Raw genomic sequence first — 17,932 nt, forward strand, 5'->3', positions numbered from 1 at the left:
TGGTTCGCGCTGACCTCTGGTTTCGCGGCGGGGTCCCGGCGGTTGTGCGCCGAGGCCCCGCTTTCGCTCCTGCCGCCGCCCGGTTGCGGTTCCGGCGGCGACCAGCCGTTTCAGCGGACGACGGGCTCGAGTCGCAACGCGGTTGCGGTTCCGGCGGCGACCAGCCGTTTCAGCGGACGACGCGCTCGAGTCGCAACGCGGTGAGGGACAGCCACAGGCAGAGCAGCCCGGCCGGCATGACGACCAGTCGCGCCGTCGAGCCGACCGCGGTGTCCAGGGTCATCAGCAGCATTCCCAGCACGGCGAGGACCGCGACCCCGGCCCGGATCCGGCGCAGCACGGCAAGCTGGACGAAGAGCGCGACCAGCCCGGCGATCAGCAGGACCGGCCCGGCACCGTACAGCACGGCTTGCACCCCGGGGATCCGGAACGCCCGCTCGAACAACTCTCGCATCCCGTCCCGGTCGGACGCGGCGACGCCGACGGCGATGTCCACGATCATCTGACCGAGAACGGCCAGCAGCCCGGCGGCGGCGACGACAGCGCCCGCCGTCGCGACCACAGTGGCCCGGCGCGACCCTCGCGCCCGGCGCCACAGCTCGGCGATGACCAGAGCGAACAGCCCCCACCCGAGGATCCACACGGCGTGCGCCGCGACCCAGCCGGCGCCGGTGCTGCGGCTCCCGCCCAGCCGCATGATCGTCCAGCCGGTGAGGACCCCGGCCGGGGCGAGCAGCAGCGCGGCCGCGGTGGGACCGGGGCGGGCCCGCACCACGGGAGTGATGATCACTCGGCGTCCTTGAGGATGCGCTCCACGGTGGCGACCCGCTGGTCCATCTCCGCGAGCTGGTTCGTCACCTGGGCGAGGCGGCCGGCGGTGTCCTCCTGGGTCGCGACGGCCCGCTCGGCGATCTGCCGCAGCTCGGTGTCGCGCGCCAGCGCCGCCTTGGCGCGGCGGCTCGCCCCGATCTGCAGGATCACGACGACCGCGATGGCGCCGAGGGCCAGGAAGATCACCAGTTCTTCGACGAGGTAGTCAGGCATGTCAGTCCTTTCCGGGGTCACCGGCGTCGTTCGGAGCGGTCAGCGTCAGGGCGGCGCCGGCCAGGGTTTGCGGGGTCAGGTGCAGCACGAACGGCGTCACCTCGTAGAACTTCATCGCCTTGCCGTCCTCGGACAGCTCGAGCGTGGCCGAGACCAGGCCGGATTTCTCCAGCCGCTTGAGGTGCACCTGCAGCAGGGCCCGGCTGATGCCGAGGTCGCGGGCGAGCTGGCTGACGTAGTTGCGGCCACCGGCCAGGGCGGCCAGGACGCGCATCCGATGAGGGTTGGCCAGGGTGGCCAGCACGTGCACCAGCTCGTCACCGGTCAGGTCGTCAGTTTGCATAACCATCCTCGGCACATGCAAAAGATTATTGGCAGGTGCCAGATGTGTCAACCATCGACGCCGATGTTGTTGATCGACGGCCCGCATCCCGGGCCCGGGAACAGCGATGAGCGCCGGCCGCGGGTGGCGGGCCGGCGCTCATCGGTGTTCCGGGCGGCTGAGGCCGCAGTGGTGGTCCGGTCAGTCGGCCGGGTGGGCGGCCAGCCGCGCGATGCTGCCCGGCATGGCGTACATGTGGGCGAACGCGCGCGCCTGCTCCCCGGTCCAGGCCGACGAGCCGTGGCCGTAGACGATGCCGGCCCGGGTCGCGGCGTCGAGCAGGCTGTACGGGCTCTTGCTGCCCAGCAGCACGATGTTGCCCTTGTGCAGCAGCACCCGGACGGTCCCGGTGACCCGCGCCTGGCTGGAGTCCAGGAACGCCCGGAAGTCGTCCATGATCGGGTCGAAGTAGACGGCCTCGTGCAGCAGGTCGCCGTACGTGTTGCCGAGCGTCGCCTTCGTCGCCTGCTGCCGGTTGGAGAGGACGAGTTTCTCCAGCTCACGGTGGGCGGCGATGAGGATGAGCATGCCGGGCGCCTCGAAGCCGACGCGGGCCAGGTTGCCGACCATCGTGGAGCCCATGTGGATGCCGCGCCCGACGCCGTGCTCGCCGCCGAGGACGTTGAGCGCCCGCAGGATGGCGTAGTTCGGCGCGTCCGCCTCGACCAGGGACTCGCCACCGGCATAGGTGGCCGCGATGACCTGCCCCTTCTCGAAGGTCAGGTGCAGCTCGACACCCTGCTCGGGCGCGTCGGCGATCGACTTCGTGTAGGTCCAGGCGTCCTCGGGGAGATAGTCCCAGCTCCCGTACGTCTCCTCGCCGCCGATCGAGGTGCCGATGAGTCCCTCGTTGATCGAGTACTTCTTAACCTTCTCGCTGACCGCGAAGCCCCGGCTGCGCAGGAACTCGGCCTCCTCCTCGCGGACCAGGCGCTCGTCGCGTACGGGCGTGATGATCTCCAGGTGGGGAGCGAGAGCCCGGATCACGGCGTCGTAGCGGACGTGGTCGGCCCCGGCCCCGGTCGAGCCGTGCGCGACGGCGTCCGCGCCGACCTGGAGCGCGACGTGGACGACCTTCTCCGCCTGGATCAGCCGCTCGGCGCCGACGCACGACGGGTAGGCGCCGTTGCGCAGGTAGTTCGCCTTGATCGCGTACGTGATCACGCGGTCGTAGAGCTCGGCGCGCGCGTCGACGACGTGGTGCTCGACCGCGCCCAGTTCCTCGGCGCGGGCCGACACCACCTCGGCCTCACCGCTGTGCAGGCCACCGGTGTCGATGTTGGCGGTCACCACGTCCCAGCCCTTCTCGCGGAAGTCCACGAGGGCGTACGAGGTGTCCAGCCCACCGGAGAAGGCGAGAACGATCTTGCGCTTGGTCATCGGGACTGTTCCTTTTCGAGAATCGGCACGTAGGTCTTGCCGTCGTGACGGACGTGACCGGGCGGCAGGACGTAGAAGTCGCAGCGTCCCGCCTCGATGTCCTTCTGCATCGCCTGCTGCCGTTCATAGTCGAACGGGTCGAGCAGGAACGTCGGCTCGGGAGTCGGCGCGCCGGCCGGCAGGGTCAGGTCGGACTGGTAGACGAACGAGCCCGGCGAGGTGTGGAACGGGACGGTCGCGACCAGGATCTTCAACGCGCCGAACTCGGTGTGGACCTTGAGCGCGCTGTTGTCGTACTGCGTGACGCCGTCGAGTTTCTGCGCGCGATAGGAGGAGAGCGCGAGCGCCTTGGACGCCTTGCCCAGCCCGACGGCCGGCATCAGCGACCACAGCGACCAGCCGACCCAGCGCCCCGGCTCGGCCGAGGGCGCCGCGCAGTAACCGCCGACCGGCACCGGACCGGTGTAACCACTGGCCCGCATGTCCTCCTGCACCTTGCGCAGCAACTGCTTGACGTCGGTGTCGAAGCGGAACGTGGACCGCTCGACCATCGCCGCGAACTCGTCCTGCGGCAGACTCGCGATCAGCGCCGCGGCCGGCATCAGGATCAGGTCGACCATCACCCACTGCGGCATCGGGATGCCACGGTCACCGAAGGCGATGCCGTTGATGACATTGAAGAGATTCAGGAATTCCCGTACGGACCAGTCGCGCTCGGACGTGTCGGTGAAATCCAGCCAGTTGAGCTTGTAGCCGTACGGCAGCTCGTTCAGGTGCGGGCGGATCGTCTCGTTGGAGGCGAGGAAGAACTCCACGCCGAGCGCGGCCAGCGTGCCGGTGTGGTCGGCGAAGTCCGGGAACCGGGTCTCCACGGCGGGTGCGAAGGTCATCGCGGGCTCTCCTCACGGTCGTTCTCCGACCGGCTCCAGTTGTCGAGTTTCGCTGCCAGGGCCGCACCCGAGCCCGGCCCGCCGTCCCGGGCCACGACGAGGATCGTGTCGTCGCCGGCGATCGTGCCGACCACGTCGGCCAGACCGGACCGGTCGAGCGCGCTGGCCAGGAACTGCGCGGCGCCCGGCGGGGTGCGCAGGACCGCGATGTTGCCGCTGGAGTCGACGCCGGTGAGCAGCTCGCGCAGCAGCCGGATCAGCCGGGCGGGCCCCTGACCGGTGGTCTCGCGCAACGGCCGCTTGCCGTCCTCGGGGATCAGGTAGGCGCCGCTGACCTTGACCGCGTTCAACTCCTCCAGGTCGCGGGAGAGCGTGGCCTGGGTGACCTGCACGCCCTCGGAGGCGAGCAGGTCGGCCAACTCGGTCTGGGAGTGCACCGTGCGGCTCCGGATCAGCTCCACGATCCGGGCGTGCCTGCCCGCGCGCGTGACCGGTGAACTCATGTCGGCACTCCGCTTCGCTGCGCGCCGGCACGAGTGACGAGGCCGAGCGTGCTGATGAGCTCCCTACGGTCGCTCATTGTTGACCGCCAGCAACCAGGCGAGCAGGGCCTTCTGCGCGTGCAAACGGTTCTCCGCCTCGTCGAAGACGACGCTGTGCGGGCCGTCCATCACCTCGTCGGTGATCTCCTCGCCGCGGTGCGCGGGCAGGCAGTGCAGCACGATCGCCTCCGGCGAGGCGACTTTCAGCAGCTCGTCATTGATCTGGTACGGCCAGAACGGGGTGAGCCGGTCCTTGCCGTCGCTCTCCTGACCCATCGACGTCCAGGTGTCCGTGGCGATGACGTGCGCACCGTCGGCCGCCTCCCGCGGGTCGCGCAGCACCTCGACCGAGCCCCCGGTCCACGCCGCGATCTCCGACGCGCGCCCGACCACGGCCGGATCCGGGTCGAACCCGGAGGGGCCGGACACCCGCACGTGCATCCCCGCGGTGGCCCCGGCCAGCAGGTACGAATGGGCCATGTTGTTGGCGGCGTCACCGACGTACGCCAGGATCCTGCCCTTCGTGGTTCCGAGCCGCTCCCGGATGGTCAGCAGATCGGCCAGCAACTGGCACGGGTGGTACCCGTCGGAGAGCGCGTTGATCACCGGCACGTCGACGCCGGAGGCCAGCTCGGCGAGCCGCTCGTCCTCGAACGTGCGGTAGACCATGGCACTCACGTAGCGTGACACGACCCGACCGGCGTCGGCCAGGCTCTCGCCCCGGCCGAAGTGCGTGTTCTGCGTGTCGACGATGATCGGCTGGCCGCCCAGCTCGGCGATGCCGGCCTCGAACGAGAGCCGGGTACGCAGGCTGGCCTTGTCGAAGAAGACCGCGACCGAGCGCGGGCCGGCCAGCGGCGTGAAGCCGAACCGGTTCGCCTTCATCTCGGCGGCCAGGTCGAGGACGTCGGACTGCTCCTGCGGGGTCAGGTCGTCGTCGCGGAGGAAGTGGCGCAGGGTCACCGGATACCGTCCAGGGCAGCGATCAGGGCGTCGGCCTGATCGGAGGAGATGATCAGGGGCGGGGCGATCCGGATCACGTCCGGCTTCGCGGCGTTGACCAGGAAACCGGCGGCGCGCAGGCGGGCCGCGAGGTCGGCCGCGTTGTCCTGGTTCAGCACGATGCCGAGGAGCAGCCCGGCGCCGCGGACACTCTTCACGTACGGGTGGTTCAGGGCCTCGATCCCCCGCCGAAGCTGCTCACCGACCCGCTTGACGTGGTCTAGCAGTCCCTCGCCGGCGATCGTGCGGACGACCGCGAGGCCGGCCGCGCACGAGACCGGGTTCCCGGCGAACGTGCTGCCGTGCAGGCCGGGCGTGAGCAGGTCGGCGGCCGGGCCGAACGCGATCGCCGCGCCCAGCGGCAGGCCACCGCCGAGACCCTTGGCCAGGGTCACGACGTCCGGCTCGACGCCCTCGCTCTGGTGGTGGAACCAGTGGCCGGTGCGGCCGATGCCGGTCTGGATCTCGTCGAGCACGAGCAGCGCGCCGTGGCGGGTGCAGATCTCGCGGGCCGCGGTCAGGTAACCGGCCGGCGGGACGACGACACCGTTCTCACCCTGGATCGGCTCCAGGATCACCATCGCGGTTTCACCGGTCACCGCGCTCCGGAGGGCCTCGACATCGCCGTACGGGATGTGCGAGACGTCTCCGGGCAGGGGCCGGAAGGGATCCTGCTTCGCCGGCTGGCCCGTCAGGGCCAGCGCCCCCATGGTCCGGCCGTGGAACGCGCCCTCGGTCGCGACGACGTGGGTGCGACCGGTCAGGCGGGAGATCTTGAAGGCGGCCTCGTTCGCCTCGGCGCCGGAGTTGCAGAACAGCACCCGGCCGGCCCGGCCCGCGAGGGCGAGGAGCAACTCGGCCAGGGCCACCGACGGCTCGGAGACGAAGAAGTTGGAGACGTGCCCCAGCTGCTGGATCTGCTGCGTGACCGCGGCGACGACGGCCGGGTGGGCGTGGCCGAGAGCGTTGACCGCGATGCCGCCGAGGAAGTCGACGTACTGCGTGCCGTCCTCGGCGGTGAGAACCGCCCCTTCCCCCTTGACCAGGCCGATCGCCGGCGTCCCGTAGTTGTTCATCATCGACTGCGACCAGCGCTCGGACAACGTGCTCATGCCGTCACCTCCGCTTCGCTCCGGTGCCGGCATGAGTCGATCACTGAGCTCGATGATTCGCTCGCAAGCTCGCTCATGAGGGGACCACCATGGTTCCGATTCCTTCTTCCGTGAAGACTTCGAGCAGCGTCGAGTGGGCGACCCGGCCGTCGACGACGTGCGCCGACGGGACCCCGCCGCGCACCGCGCGCAGGCACGCCTCCATCTTGGGCACCATCCCGGCCTCGAGGGAAGGCAGCAGCCCGGCCAGCGCGTCCGCGTCGATCTCGCTGGTCAGCGACGACGTGTCGGGCCAGTTCGTGTAGAGGCCCGGCACGTCGGTCAGCACCACGAGCTTGCGGGCGCCGAGCGCGACCGCGAGCGCGGAGGCGGCGGTGTCCGCGTTCACGTTGTGGGTCACGCCGTCCACGTCCGGGGCGACGGTCGCGATGACCGGGATCCGGCCGGCCGCGATCAGGTCGTCGACCGCGGACGTGTCCACCTTGTCGACGTCGCCGACCTGACCGATGTCGACCTCTTCGCCGTCGATCGTCGCGCCCCGGCGGACCGCCGTGAAGAGCCCGGCGTCCTCACCGGAGAGACCGACCGCGTAGGGGCCGTGCTGGTTGATCAGGCCGACCAGCTCCCGGCCGACCTGCCCGGTCAGCACCATCCGGACGATCTCCATGGTCTCCGCGGTGGTGACGCGCAGACCGCCGCGGAACTCGGACTCGATACCCAGTCTCGTCAGCATGCGGTTGATCTGAGGACCACCGCCGTGCACCACGACCGGCTTGATCCCGACGTGTCGCAGGAAAACCATGTCGGCGGCGAAGGCGGCCTGCAGCGAAGCGTCGATCATGGCGTTGCCGCCGTACTTGATGACGATCGTGGCGCCGTGGAAGCGCTCCAGCCAGGGCAGGGCCTCGATCAGGATTTCTGCCTTCTCGTGCGCTTTCACGAGGAGTAGGCCGAGTTCTCGTGAACGTAGGCGTGCGAGAGATCCGTGGTCCAGATCGTCGCGCTCATCTCGCCCTCGCGCAGGTTGACCACCACCTTGACGTCCCGGCCGGAGAGGTCGACCTTGGTCCGGTCCTCGGCGGCGGCGCCGTTCTTGCACACCCACACGCCGTTGATCGCGACGTCGATCCGGTCCGGCTCGAAGGCCGCCGATGTGGTGCCGACCGCGGCGAGGATGCGCCCCCAGTTCGGGTCGTTGCCGAAGAACGCCGTCTTCACCAGGTTGTTCCCGGCGATCGAGCGGCCCACCTGCACCGCGTCGGCCTCGCTGGCCGCGCCGGCCACCTCGATCGCGATGTGCTTGGTGGCGCCCTCGGCGTCGGCGATCAACTGCTGGGCCAGGTCGTGGCAGACCTCGGTGACCGCGGCGGTCAGCTCGGCGAGCGTCGGCTGCCGGTCCGAGGCGCCGCTGGCCAGCAGCAGCACGGTGTCGTTGGTCGACATGCAGCCGTCGGCGTCGATCCGGTCGAAGGTGACCCGGGTGGCCGCGCGCAGCGCCGCGTCGAGCGTCTCGTTGTCGGCCGAGGCGTCCGTGGTGATCACCACGAGCATGGTGGCCAGGGCCGGGGCGAGCATGCCGGCGCCCTTGGCGATGCCGCCGACCGACCAGCCGTCGCGCTGGGCCACCGCGTTCTTGGCCACCGTGTCGGTGGTCATGATCGCCTCGGCCGCTCTCGGGCCACCGTCGGCGGCGAGCGCCTTGACCGCCGCGTTCACACCCGGGAGCAGCTTGTCCATCGGGAGCAGCTCGCCGATCAGGCCGGTCGAGCAGACCGCGATGTCACCGGGGCCGATCATCAGCTTCTTCGCCGAGCGCAGCACCGACGCGGTGTGCTCGGCGGTCGCGTGGGTGTCGCGGAAGCCCTGCGAGCCGGTGCACGCGTTGGCGCCGCCGGAGTTCAGCACGACCGCGCGGATCACGCCGCCCTTGAGCACCTGCTGGCTCCAGAGCACCGGCGCGGCCTTCACCCGGTTACCGGTGAAGACGGCGGCCGCGGTGTAGTCGGGGCCGTCGTTGACGACCAGGGCGACGTCGGGGTTTCCGCTGGCTTTGAGCCCGGCGGCGACTCCCGAGGCCTTGAAGCCCTTCGGGTGGGTAACGGTCACGGTGCCACTCCGTAGACGCTGAGGCCGGCCGTCTCCGGCAGACCGAACATGATGTTGGCGTTCTGCACCGCCTGGCCGGCGGCGCCCTTGCCGAGGTTGTCGAGCGCGCTGACCACGATGATGCGGCCGGAGTCGACATCGACCGTGGTCTGCAGGTGGCACGAGTTGGAACCGGAGGTGGCGGCGGTGTGCGGCCACGCGCCCTCGGGCAGGACGTGGACGAACGGCTCGTCCGCGTAGGCCGCCTGCAGCGCCTCCCGCGGGTCGCCGCCGTTGCGCCGCTTCGCGGTGACGGTCGCCAGGATGCCGCGCGGCATCGGCGCCAGGATCGGGGTCATCGACAGCGACCCGGCGCCGGTGGCCTGCTTGATCTCCGCGACGTGCTGGTGCGCGCCCACCTTGTAGGGCGCGAGGTCGCCCATGATCTCGCTGGCCAGCAGGTGCGCCTTCGCGTTGCGGCCCGCGCCGGAGGTGCCGGAGCCGGCCACCACGACGACATCCTCCGGGTCGGCGACACCGGCGGCGATCAGCGGGGCGAGCGCCAGGATGATCGTGGCCGCATAACAACCCGTGTTGGCCACCCGCTCGGCGGCCTTGATCGCCGCCCGCGCGCCGGGCAGCTCGGGCAGCCCGTAGGTCCACGTGCCGGCGTGGCCGCCACCGTAATACCGCGTCCACTGCTCGGCGCTCTCCAGCCGGAAGTCGGCGCCCAGGTCGACGACCTTCACCCCGGCCGGCAGCTGCGCCGCGACGGCACCCGACTGCCCGTGCGGCAGGGCGAGAAAGACCAGGTCAGCCTGGCCGAGCGTGGCGGCGTCGGTGCTGCCGAGCGTCAGGTCGAGCCCGGTCAGCTGGGGGTGCACGGACGTCACGTGCTGACCGGCCTGACTGTGCGCGGTCGCCGCGACCAGGTCGAACTCGGGGTGCGCGGCCAGCAGGCGCAGCAACTCCCCGCCCGCGTAACCACTTGCCCCGGCGACCGCTACCCGGACTCCCATAACAACACCCACCTTCGCATGACTATGCAAAGAACCGTATCAACTCACATTGCCCAGGGCAACCGTGGCGTGCTCGGAGTCACGATCGCGCCTGAAGGCGCATCCCGCCAGACAAATACGGATTTATAAGGCATGCGAAGGGCAAGCCGAGCCAACACCCGAAGAGGGCGGGCCGCCTCAACGGGCCAGCCGCGCCCACTCCTCCCAGGCTGCCAGCCAGTGATCCCCGATCCCGGCGATGCCGTCCACGGCCGGGCGCGGCGGCAACTGCCGCGTACCCTCCCGCTCGCCCCACGCCTCCTGCGCGGCCCGGCTCGGCACGTTCTCCGACAGGCCGGTCGCATAAAGCAGCGTCTCGCTGATCGCCCGTTCCCGCAGCCGCTCGTCCTCGCGGAACCACGCGGCATCCGACTGCAACCGGGTGAGCTGTGACAACAGACTCTGCATGGCCACCTCGGCGGCCGCCTCGGGCTCACCGGACAACTCGGCCTGACGCCGGATCGCCGACCGCCACACCTCCGGCCAGGCCGCCGTCTGCCGCGGCGCCGGGCCGCCCTCGTCGAGCCAGACCACCGTCTCCCGGGCGCTGCGCAGCACCAGGTGGACCAGCCGCCGGTGCGGTTCGCCGCCGGGATCCGACGGCTCCCGGGACAGCTCGGCCTGCGGCCATCGCTGCGGGACCAGCGGCGCGTCCAGCATCCGCGCCACCGTCTCGTCCGGCAGGGTCACCACCCGGAGATCAAGTGCTTTCCGGTACGCCGTGAGCCCCACCTCGACCTCGCCGAGCACCGCCCGAGCAGCCCACCAGTCGTCCCCGGCGCGCAGCACCCGGGCGGGCAGCGCCTGACCGTCCACGGTCAGGGTCGCCTCGGACTCGGCCCAGGTGACGTCCGCGAACCACACGCCGGTGGTCCGCAGGCACTCCTTCAGGGTGTCCCGCAGGTCCGGCGCCGACCGGATCGTCCCCGTCCAGCGGGCCGCCTCGACGGCGAGCCACGAGTCGCCGGGCTCCCCGTACTCCACGGTCACCGTGGCCAGCAGCCCGTCCGACATCTCCCACCCGCCGAACCGCGGGTCGCCCGCATCCGGCGCCCCGAACGCCGGCAGCCGGCCCTCGGCGAGCCCGCGCCGCAGCTCGGCCCGGAGATCCCGCCACCCGGGCCGTCGCGGCGCATCGAACCTCATGCCTCCATCCTCACGGACGATGCGAGCGGCGTCACCCCGCAATCGGTCGACATCGTCGCCGGGAAACGGGTAAGCCGGACGCATGACCGACGACACCATCAGCGCGCTGCGCGCCGCCTCCACGGCTTACGCCGAGGCCGTGCGCACCACCCAGCGTTTCTTCGACCACGTCGAGGACGTGGACGACCCGGCCGTCCTCGCGGAGTACGCCACGCTCGCCGAGCAGGAGAAGATCGCCGCCGAGAACCGCCTGGACGCGCTCGAGGCCGCCGGCATCGCTGCCCCCAGCATCGACAACTCCCCCACCGACTGACCACTCCGCAACCCGCGCTCCCGGCCCGCCCGCCCCAGCCGCGGCTCGCGGAGCCGGCCGGGCCTCGCCATGGTCATGAGGCACGAACAACCACGGTGAGGCCCGGCCGGGAGCCGGTGACCCAGCCGGGAGCCGGTGGCCGGGTGGCCCAGCCGGGAGCCGGTGGCGCGGCGGGGAGCCCGGCCCGGCCGGGCGTCGCGCGGGCACGGACGGGGCCGGGCCGGCTGGAAACGGGCGGCGTTACCGACGTACCGGCTGGATCGTCTCGGCCTGGACCAGAGCGAGGCCGAACCATTCCTGCGGGTCGGACCACCAGTGGCGGAGGGCGAAGCCCGACGCGGCGAGCTCCGCGGTCAGCCCGGCCCGGCGGAATTTCGCGGAGATCTCGGTCCGCAGCTCCTCGCCGTCGGCGAAGGCAACTTCAAGATCAAGGTCTTTCACGTGTACGACCTGGTCCCGCCCCGACCGCAGCCGCATCTCGATCCATTCGCTGGCCGGGTCCCAGATCGCCACGTGCTCGAACGCGAGCGGATCAAAATCGGCCCGCAGCTCCCGGTTGATCACGTGGAGGACGTTCTTGTTGAACTCGGCGGTCACCCCGGCCGCGTCGTCGTAGGCCGGCACCAGCGTCCCCGGGTCCTTGACCAGGTCGGCGCCGAGCAGCAGCCACTCCCCGGGGTGCAGGACCGAGCGCAGATCGCTGAGGAACGCGGCCCGCTCGGACGGGACCAGGTTGCCGATCGTCCCGCCCAGGAACGCCACCACCCGGCTGTCCCCGTCGGGCAGGTGTCGCAGGTGGCGGGTCATGTCGCCGACCACGCCGGTGATCGCCAGGCCCGGGTAGGCCCCGCCGAGCGCGTCGACGGCCTCGCGCAGGGCGGATTCGGACACGTCGAGCGGCACGAACGAACCGAGCGTCCCGCGGTCGAGCATCGCGTCGAGCAGCAGCCGGGTCTTCTCGGACGAGCCGGAGCCGAGCTCGACCAGCGTCTTGGCGTCGGTGAGCCGGGCGATCTCGGCCGCGGCCGACGTCAGGATCGCCCGTTCGGTCCGGGTCGGGTAGTACTCCGGCAGCCGGGTGATGTCCTCGAAGAGCCGGCTGCCGCGAGCGTCGTAGAACCACTTCGGCGGCAGGCGTTTCGGGGTGGCGGTGAGTCCTTCGCGCACGTCGGCGCGCAAGGATCGGGCCAGGTCACGCTCGTCGAGGTGCTTCTCCAGTGAGGTCACAGTTCTCCCAGGGTCACGTCGGACGGGGTGGCGATCAGGAGGCGGTGGTCGGGGATCGGCTGCCAGCCGGGGTGGTCGTCGAGCGGTTCGGAGGCGACGAGCACGGAGCCGGCGGTGGTGCGGACCGAGAGTGAGTGGCCGACGGTGGTCGCGATGATCCGTTCGCCGTCGGTGAGGATCAGGTTCAGGCGCGAGCCGGGCGAAGTCGCTGAGACGCCGGAGACGACCCCGGCGATTGCCTCCTCGGCAGTCTTGCCCGCGCGCAGCTGATGCCGGACGAGAGCGAACAAAGCCGCCGAATCGGTCGGAGCATCCAAGGTCAGCAGATCTTCGACCGGAAGCGCGGCGGCCAGCGAGGCCAACGCACCAGGAAAGCCCCGCACGACGCCGTTGTGGCTGAACAGCCACCGGTCGTGGAGAAAAGGCGCCGCAGCGGTCTCGACCACCGGCATCCCGACCGTCGCCGAACGAACTGCCGCCAGGACCGCGCCGGAATGAACAGAAGCGGACAGCCCAGGCAGCGCCGCATCCGACCAGATCGGCATCGCCGAGCGGTACCGGATCGGTTCACCCCCGGCCGCCGGATACCACCCGGCTCCGAACCCGTCGGCGTTGATCGTCCCGCCCCCGCGCATGTCCCGCGGCGCCCACGCCTGATGGGCCAGCCCGTGCGCCGCGTCGAAGAGCAGCGACGACAGCGGCACGGGCGGCCCGAGGTAGGCCAGGTGACGACACATCAGGCGAGGTCCCGGGCGCAGCGGAAACCACTGAAGATCTGCCGCCGGATCGGATGGTCCCAGTTGCGGAACGTCCCGCGGATCGCGGCCGCGTCCGTGCCGAACGAGCCGCCGCGCAGCACCTTGTAGTCGCCGCCGAAGAACACCTCCGAGTACTCCGCGTACGGGAACACGCAGAACCCGGGGTATCCGTGCCACTCCGACGACGTCCACTCCCAGACGTCGCCGATCAGCTGGTGCACGCCGAGCGGCGACGCGCCCGCCGGGTACGAACCGACCGGCGCCGGCGCGAGGTGCCGCTGCCCCAGGTTGGCGTGCTCGGGGCCGGGCGGCTCGTCACCCCACGGGAAGCGGCGGGAGCGTCCGGTCTCCGGGTCCCAGCGGGCCGCCTTCTCCCACTCCACCTCGGTCGGCAGCCGTTTCCCGGCCCAGGACGCGTACGCCTCGGCCTCGAAGTAACTGACGTGGACGACGGGTTCGTTGCCGATGATCGCCGCGACGCGGCCGAACCGGCGGTAATGCCACTCGCCGTCCTGCTCGATCCAGTGCATCGGCGCGGACAGCCCGGCCTCGTTGCGGTGGGCCCAGCCGCGCTCGGACCACCAGCGCGGGTCGTCGTAGCCCCCGGCGTCGATGAAGGCCAGGTAGTCGGCGTTGGTCACCGGCCCGGCGTCGATCAGGAACGCCGGAACCTCCACGACGTGCGCCGGCCGCTCGTTGTCGAGGGCCCACGGGTCGGTGTCGGTGCCCATCGTGAACGGGCCGCCCGGGATGAACACCTCGCCGCGCACCCTGGTGAAGGAGCGCGGAGGCGGCGGCGCGGAGAGCACCGGGCCGCCCGTGCGCAGCTGGTGCGTGGCCAGCATGGTCTCGTCGTGCTGCTGCTCGTGCTGCACGATCATCCCGAACGCGAACCCGCCGGCGAGCAACGGCCGCTCGTCCAGTCGCACCCGGTCGAGCACGTCGAGCGCCTTGTCCCGGACCTGCGCGATGTACTGCCGGGCCTGCGCCGGGTCCAGCAGCGGCAGCGCCGGCCGGTCCCGGCGGGCGTGCTTGAAGGCGTCGTAGAGGTGGTCGATGTCGGGCCGCAGCGGCTCGCGCCCGCCCACGTCGCGGACCAGCCAGATCTCCTCCTGGCTGCCGACGTGGGCCAGGTCCCAGACCAGCGGCGACATCAGCGGCGAGTGCTGCCGGGTCAGGTCGTCCTCGTCGACCGCGTCGGTCAGCAGCGCGGTGCGGGCCCGGCTGCGCTCCAGTTCCGCCGCGATCGCGTTCTTGTCAGGGGTCGTCGTCACGGGTTTCCCTCCACACCGGTTCTCGTTCGCAGCCGCCGGAAGATCCCGGCAAAGACCTTTTCCCGTACGGCTTCGGTCAGCCCCGTCCGGGCGAAATGCCGGCAGGCGAGCTCCGCGAGCCCGGTCGCGGCCGGCCCCAGCACCGGATCGCCGAGCCCCGCCCGGGCGGCCTCCACCCAGCGGTCCGCGGCCGGAGCGGCGATCTCCCGCGCCTCGGCGGTGATCGCGTCGTCGGCCATCAGCGTGGCGACGACCGCGACCGGCGCGATCCACTGCTCGCCCGGCTGGGTGTCGAGGTAGCGCACCTCCAGGTAGCCCCGGGGGCGCACCGGCGGGAACAGGGTGTTCAAGTGGTAGTCCAGGTCGGCCACGGTGGGCGGCCGCCCGATCGGCCCGCTGCCGGCGATCCAGTCGGCGAAGGTGAACCCGGGCGGGGCGTCCCAGTCGTCCCCGTCGCTGCGCACGCAGAGCAGCGGGGCGTCCATCGCGTAGCCCGCCCAGTCCTTCGCCGGGTCGTGCCCGCCGTTGAGCGCGGGGGCGGTGCGCCGGGGATCGATGCCGTGCCACGTCACCATCCGGGCGGACTCCCAGCCGGTGTCGCGCCCGGCGTGCCCGCGCGAGTTCGCGAAGAGGGCCACCAGCGGCGGCCCGAACTCGTGCAGCGCCGCCCAGCGGGCGGCGACCGAGCCCGGCTCCCCGGCGTCCAGGCAGACCTGCAGGCCGGCGGTGCTGCCCATCATGGTCCGGCCGTGGTGGTCGAAGGCGCGTTCCATCGCGGCGTAGCGCGGGGTGTCGAGGATGCGACGGGGCGCCCGGTGTGGGTCGATGCCGTGCTCCCCCAGCTCGATCCCGCCGCGGCCGAGCAGGTCGGCGAGGTAGGCGTGATCGGCGGTGACGGCGGTGTGCAGGGCGGTCAGCGACTCGGCCGGTGCGGACGAGATCTCGACCTGGCCGCCGGGCTCGACGGTGACCGTGCCACCGTCAGGCAGTGGCCGGGGCTCCGGATTCCCGAGGCTGGCGGGCGCGTGCCCGCCGAGTGCGGCGCTCAGCTCCTCGGGCCGCAGGTAGGCGGCCGGGTCACCGGCGCGGTGGGTGGTCCATTCCAATTCGGCGCCGATGAATCGGGGCGGGCCGGTCTTGAAGCAGATGCCCTCGATGTGCTCGATCGCCGCGGCGGCGCCTCTCAGCACCTGTTCGGTGTCGCTCACGCTCCCCCTCGGACGGTCACGTAGAGTCATGGATAAACTCCGATCCGCAGGAACCTCCCGCGACCCTACCCGGATCGACGCCGTTCCGCCGCTCGGGTTCACGGGGTTTCCCCGTGTTTCACGTCTCGTCGATCGGCTCTAAAAGTTCCGGAACCGGTGCGGGGTGCCGGAACCGGTTCCGGACTGGAAGACTCCGTGTCGTTCGTGTTCGGCAGACCGTGCTTCGCGGTCACGACGACCGGAGGCCCGCGTGCCCGCCGACTTCCCCTATCTCGACCCCGCCCTGCGCGTGGAGCAGCGCGTCGACGACCTGCTCAGCCGCATGACGCTGCCCGAGAAGGTGGGGCAGATGCTGCAGCTCGACGCCCGCCAGGACCTGGCCGAGATCATTCACGACAGGATGGCCGGTTCGATCCTGCACACCTCGCCGGCCAAGCTGATCGAGGCGAGCGAACTCCTGGCCCGCACCCGACTGAAAATTCCGCTGCTCACCGCGGAGGACTGCATCCACGGCCACTCGTTCTGGCCCGGCGCCACGATCTTCCCGACCCAGCTCGGCATGGCCGCCTCCTGGGACCCGGAGCTGCTCGAACGCGTCGCACGGGCGACCGCGGTGGAAGCCTCCGCGACCGGCATCCACCAGACCTTCTCGCCGGTGCTGTGCATCACCCGGGATCTGCGCTGGGGCCGGGTCGGCGAGACCTTCGGCGAGGACCCGCTGCTGATCAGCGACCTGGGCGCGGCCATGATCCGCGGCTATCAGGGCGACGGCCTGTCCGATCCGACCGGCATCCTGGCCACCGCCAAGCACTTCGCGGGATACTCGGAGACCGTCGGCGGGCGCGACGCCACCGAGGCCGACCTCAGCCGCCGGAAGTTGCGGTCCTGGTTCCTGCCGCCGTTCGAGCGGGCCGCCAAGGAGGGCTGCCAGGTCTTCATGCTCGGCTACCAGTCGATGGACGGCGTTCCCATCACGGCCAACAAGTGGCTGCTCAACGACGTGCTCAAAGGCGAGTGGGGGTTCACGGGCACGCTCGTGACCGACTGGGACAACGTCGGCCGGATGGTCTGGGAACAGAAGGTGTGCGCCGACTACGCGGAGGCCGCCGCGGTCGCCGTCAAAGCCGGGAACGACCTGGTCATGACGACCCCGGGCTTCTTCGAGGGCGCGCAGCAGGCGATCGAGCGGGGCCTGCTCACGGAGTCCGACATCGATGAAGCCGTACGGCGCATCCTGCGTTTGAAGTTCGAACTGGGTCTTTTCGAGAACCCACGGACGCCGGACGCCGACCGGCAGCGTGCGGTCATCGGCTGCGCCGAGCACACCGAACTGAACCTCGAAGTGGCCCGGCGCTCGCTGGTCCTGCTGCGCAACGACGGGACGCTGCCGCTCGACGCCACCGCCCCGGCCCGCCGGATCGCCGTGCTCGGGCCGAACGCCGACGACGTCTCCGCGCAGCTCGGCGACTGGGCCGGCAACTCCGGGCAGGTCGCCTGGCTGCCGGACGGGCACCCGCGCGAGCTGACCACCACCGTGCTCGACGGCATCCGGGCGACCGTCCCGTCCGGCTGGGAAGTGGTGCACGAGCGTGGCGCCGACATCGAGCGCCTGGTGCCGGACCCGGAGGGCGAGACGTTCCCGGACGGGCAGCCCCGACCCTGGATCTCCGAAGCCGCCCCGGCCGACCCCGCCCGGATCGCCGCCGCGGCCCGGCTCGCCGCCGAGTCCGACTACGCCGTCGTGGTCGTCGGCGACACCGTGAACCTGACCGGCGAGGGCTGCTCGACCGCCACGCTGGAACTGATCGGCGGGCAGATCGCCCTGCTCGACGCGGTCGCCGCCACCGGCACCCCGATGATCGTCGTCCTGGTCAACTCCAAGCCGCTGTCCCTGCCGCCGTCGGCGCTCGGCGCGGCCGCGATCATCCAGGCGTTCAACCCCGGCATGCGCGGCGGGCAGGCCCTCGCCGAGGTGCTGCTCGGGTTGGTCGAGCCGAGCGGGCGGATGCCCGTCTCGGCCGCCCGTCACGTCGGGCAGCAGCCGGTCTACTACAACCAGCTGCGCGGCCAGCACGGGACGCGTTACGCCGACCTGACGCAGGATCCGCTGTTCGCGTTCGGTGAGGGGCTCAGCTACACGACCGTCGTCTACGACGGGCTGGCCATCGGGGAACCGGACGTGCCGGCCGACGGGGTGGTGCGGGCGACCGTGCGGCTCTCCAACACCGGGACGCGGCCGGCGCTGGAAACCGTCCAGGCCTACGTGAGCGACCTGGTCACGAGCGTGACCTGGGCGCATCGGGAGCTGAAGGGGTACCGGCAGGTGACCGTGCCGCCGGGCGAGAGCGTGACCGTGGAGATCGAGATCCCGGCGGCGGAGTGCACGCTGGTCGACGCGGACGGCCGCCGGGTCGTGGAGGCGGGTGATTTCGAGCTGCTGGTCGGGCCGAACTCGCGCCTGTCCGCCCTGCAGTCAGCGAAGTTCCGGCTGAGTTAGACGGCCTCGCTTCG

17 protein-coding genes and 1 pseudogene are annotated in these 17,932 nt (G+C 71.3%); 2 read left to right on the forward strand and 16 right to left on the reverse strand.

The features are described from left to right. Positions 1–169: 169 nt before the first annotated feature. From ACH442_RS25310 to ACH442_RS25365, 12 genes and pseudogenes are all read right to left on the reverse strand, one after another. Positions 170–790, reverse strand: coding sequence for a hypothetical protein (locus ACH442_RS25310; protein WP_396340580.1), 621 nt, complete (start codon positions 788–790; stop codon positions 170–172). Next, positions 787–1,044 carry a hypothetical protein gene (locus ACH442_RS25315; protein WP_396340581.1) on the reverse strand — a complete coding sequence of 86 codons (258 nt, stop codon included), beginning with the start codon at positions 1,042–1,044 and terminating at the stop codon, positions 787–789. The genes ACH442_RS25310 and ACH442_RS25315 overlap by 4 nt, the downstream gene beginning before the upstream one ends. A 1-nt stretch (position 1,045) precedes the next feature. Further along, positions 1,046–1,387: an ArsR/SmtB family transcription factor gene (locus ACH442_RS25320; RefSeq protein ID WP_396340582.1), complete on the reverse strand. Its 342-nt coding sequence runs from the start codon at positions 1,385–1,387 to the stop codon at positions 1,046–1,048. A 180-nt stretch (positions 1,388–1,567) separates the two neighbouring features. Further along, positions 1,568–2,806, reverse strand: a complete 1,239-nt coding sequence (gene argG / locus ACH442_RS25325) for an argininosuccinate synthase (protein ID WP_396340583.1) — start codon at positions 2,804–2,806, stop codon at positions 1,568–1,570. Beyond that, entirely contained in the window at positions 2,803–3,696 is an 894-nt protein-coding gene (locus tag ACH442_RS25330) for a hypothetical protein (RefSeq protein ID WP_396340584.1), read from the reverse strand. The genes argG and ACH442_RS25330 overlap by 4 nt, the downstream gene beginning before the upstream one ends. After that, a pseudogene (locus ACH442_RS25335) lies at positions 3,693–4,202 on the reverse strand (arginine repressor); the annotation flags it as partial. The pseudogene ACH442_RS25335 and the gene ACH442_RS25330, both read right to left, overlap by 4 nt. 60 nt (positions 4,203–4,262) lie before the next feature. After that, positions 4,263–5,201, reverse strand: coding sequence for an ornithine carbamoyltransferase (gene argF / locus ACH442_RS25340; protein WP_396340585.1), 939 nt, complete (start codon positions 5,199–5,201; stop codon positions 4,263–4,265). Beyond that, entirely contained in the window at positions 5,198–6,352 is a 1,155-nt protein-coding gene (locus tag ACH442_RS25345) for an acetylornithine transaminase (RefSeq protein ID WP_396340586.1), read from the reverse strand. Before ACH442_RS25345 ends, argF begins: the two co-directional genes overlap by 4 nt. A 73-nt stretch (positions 6,353–6,425) precedes the next feature. Further along, positions 6,426–7,292 carry an acetylglutamate kinase gene (gene argB, locus ACH442_RS25350; RefSeq protein ID WP_396340587.1) on the reverse strand — a complete coding sequence of 289 codons (867 nt, stop codon included), beginning with the start codon at positions 7,290–7,292 and terminating at the stop codon, positions 6,426–6,428. Further along, the gene (argJ, locus tag ACH442_RS25355) at positions 7,289–8,458 is read right to left on the reverse strand and encodes a bifunctional glutamate N-acetyltransferase/amino-acid acetyltransferase ArgJ (protein ID WP_396340588.1); all 1,170 of its coding nucleotides are present in this window, start codon (positions 8,456–8,458) and stop codon (positions 7,289–7,291) included. The genes argB and argJ overlap by 4 nt, the downstream gene beginning before the upstream one ends. Next, positions 8,455–9,456, reverse strand: a complete 1,002-nt coding sequence (gene argC, locus ACH442_RS25360) for an N-acetyl-gamma-glutamyl-phosphate reductase (RefSeq protein WP_396340589.1) — start codon at positions 9,454–9,456, stop codon at positions 8,455–8,457. Before argC ends, argJ begins: the two co-directional genes overlap by 4 nt. Positions 9,457–9,633: 177 nt before the next feature. Then, positions 9,634–10,641: a hypothetical protein gene (locus ACH442_RS25365; protein WP_396340590.1), complete on the reverse strand. Its 1,008-nt coding sequence runs from the start codon at positions 10,639–10,641 to the stop codon at positions 9,634–9,636. 82 nt (positions 10,642–10,723) lie between these two features. Between ACH442_RS25365 and ACH442_RS25370 the strand changes: the two genes are divergently transcribed. Beyond that, positions 10,724–10,954 carry a hypothetical protein gene (locus ACH442_RS25370; RefSeq protein WP_396340591.1) on the forward strand — a complete coding sequence of 77 codons (231 nt, stop codon included), beginning with the start codon at positions 10,724–10,726 and terminating at the stop codon, positions 10,952–10,954. A 240-nt stretch (positions 10,955–11,194) separates the two neighbouring features. On the opposite strand, the gene egtD is transcribed toward ACH442_RS25370, so the two are convergent. Genes egtD through egtA form a run of 4 tightly spaced genes read right to left on the reverse strand, consistent with a single transcriptional unit; the run spans position 11,195 to position 15,451 of the window. Continuing rightward, positions 11,195–12,181, reverse strand: coding sequence for an L-histidine N(alpha)-methyltransferase (gene egtD / locus ACH442_RS25375; protein WP_396340592.1), 987 nt, complete (start codon positions 12,179–12,181; stop codon positions 11,195–11,197). Further along, entirely contained in the window at positions 12,178–12,918 is a 741-nt protein-coding gene (gene egtC, locus ACH442_RS25380; protein WP_396340593.1) for an ergothioneine biosynthesis protein EgtC, read from the reverse strand. Before egtC ends, egtD begins: the two co-directional genes overlap by 4 nt. Next, positions 12,918–14,213 (reverse strand): ergothioneine biosynthesis protein EgtB, encoded by a 1,296-nt coding sequence (gene egtB, locus ACH442_RS25385; RefSeq protein ID WP_396340594.1) that lies wholly within the window; start codon positions 14,211–14,213, stop codon positions 12,918–12,920. Before egtB ends, egtC begins: the two co-directional genes overlap by 1 nt. Next, the gene (gene egtA, locus ACH442_RS25390; protein WP_396340595.1) at positions 14,210–15,451 is read right to left on the reverse strand and encodes an ergothioneine biosynthesis glutamate--cysteine ligase EgtA; all 1,242 of its coding nucleotides are present in this window, start codon (positions 15,449–15,451) and stop codon (positions 14,210–14,212) included. The genes egtB and egtA overlap by 4 nt, the downstream gene beginning before the upstream one ends. A 220-nt stretch (positions 15,452–15,671) precedes the next feature. Here egtA and ACH442_RS25395 point away from each other — a divergent pair, with 220 nt between their 5' ends. Further along, positions 15,672–17,918 (forward strand): glycoside hydrolase family 3 N-terminal domain-containing protein, encoded by a 2,247-nt coding sequence (locus ACH442_RS25395; RefSeq protein ID WP_396340596.1) that lies wholly within the window; start codon positions 15,672–15,674, stop codon positions 17,916–17,918. The last annotated feature ends 14 nt before the right edge of the window (positions 17,919–17,932 follow it).

The organism is Actinoplanes sp. NPDC020271 (assembly GCF_044388125.1).
GTDB lineage: Bacteria > Actinomycetota > Actinomycetes > Mycobacteriales > Micromonosporaceae > Actinoplanes.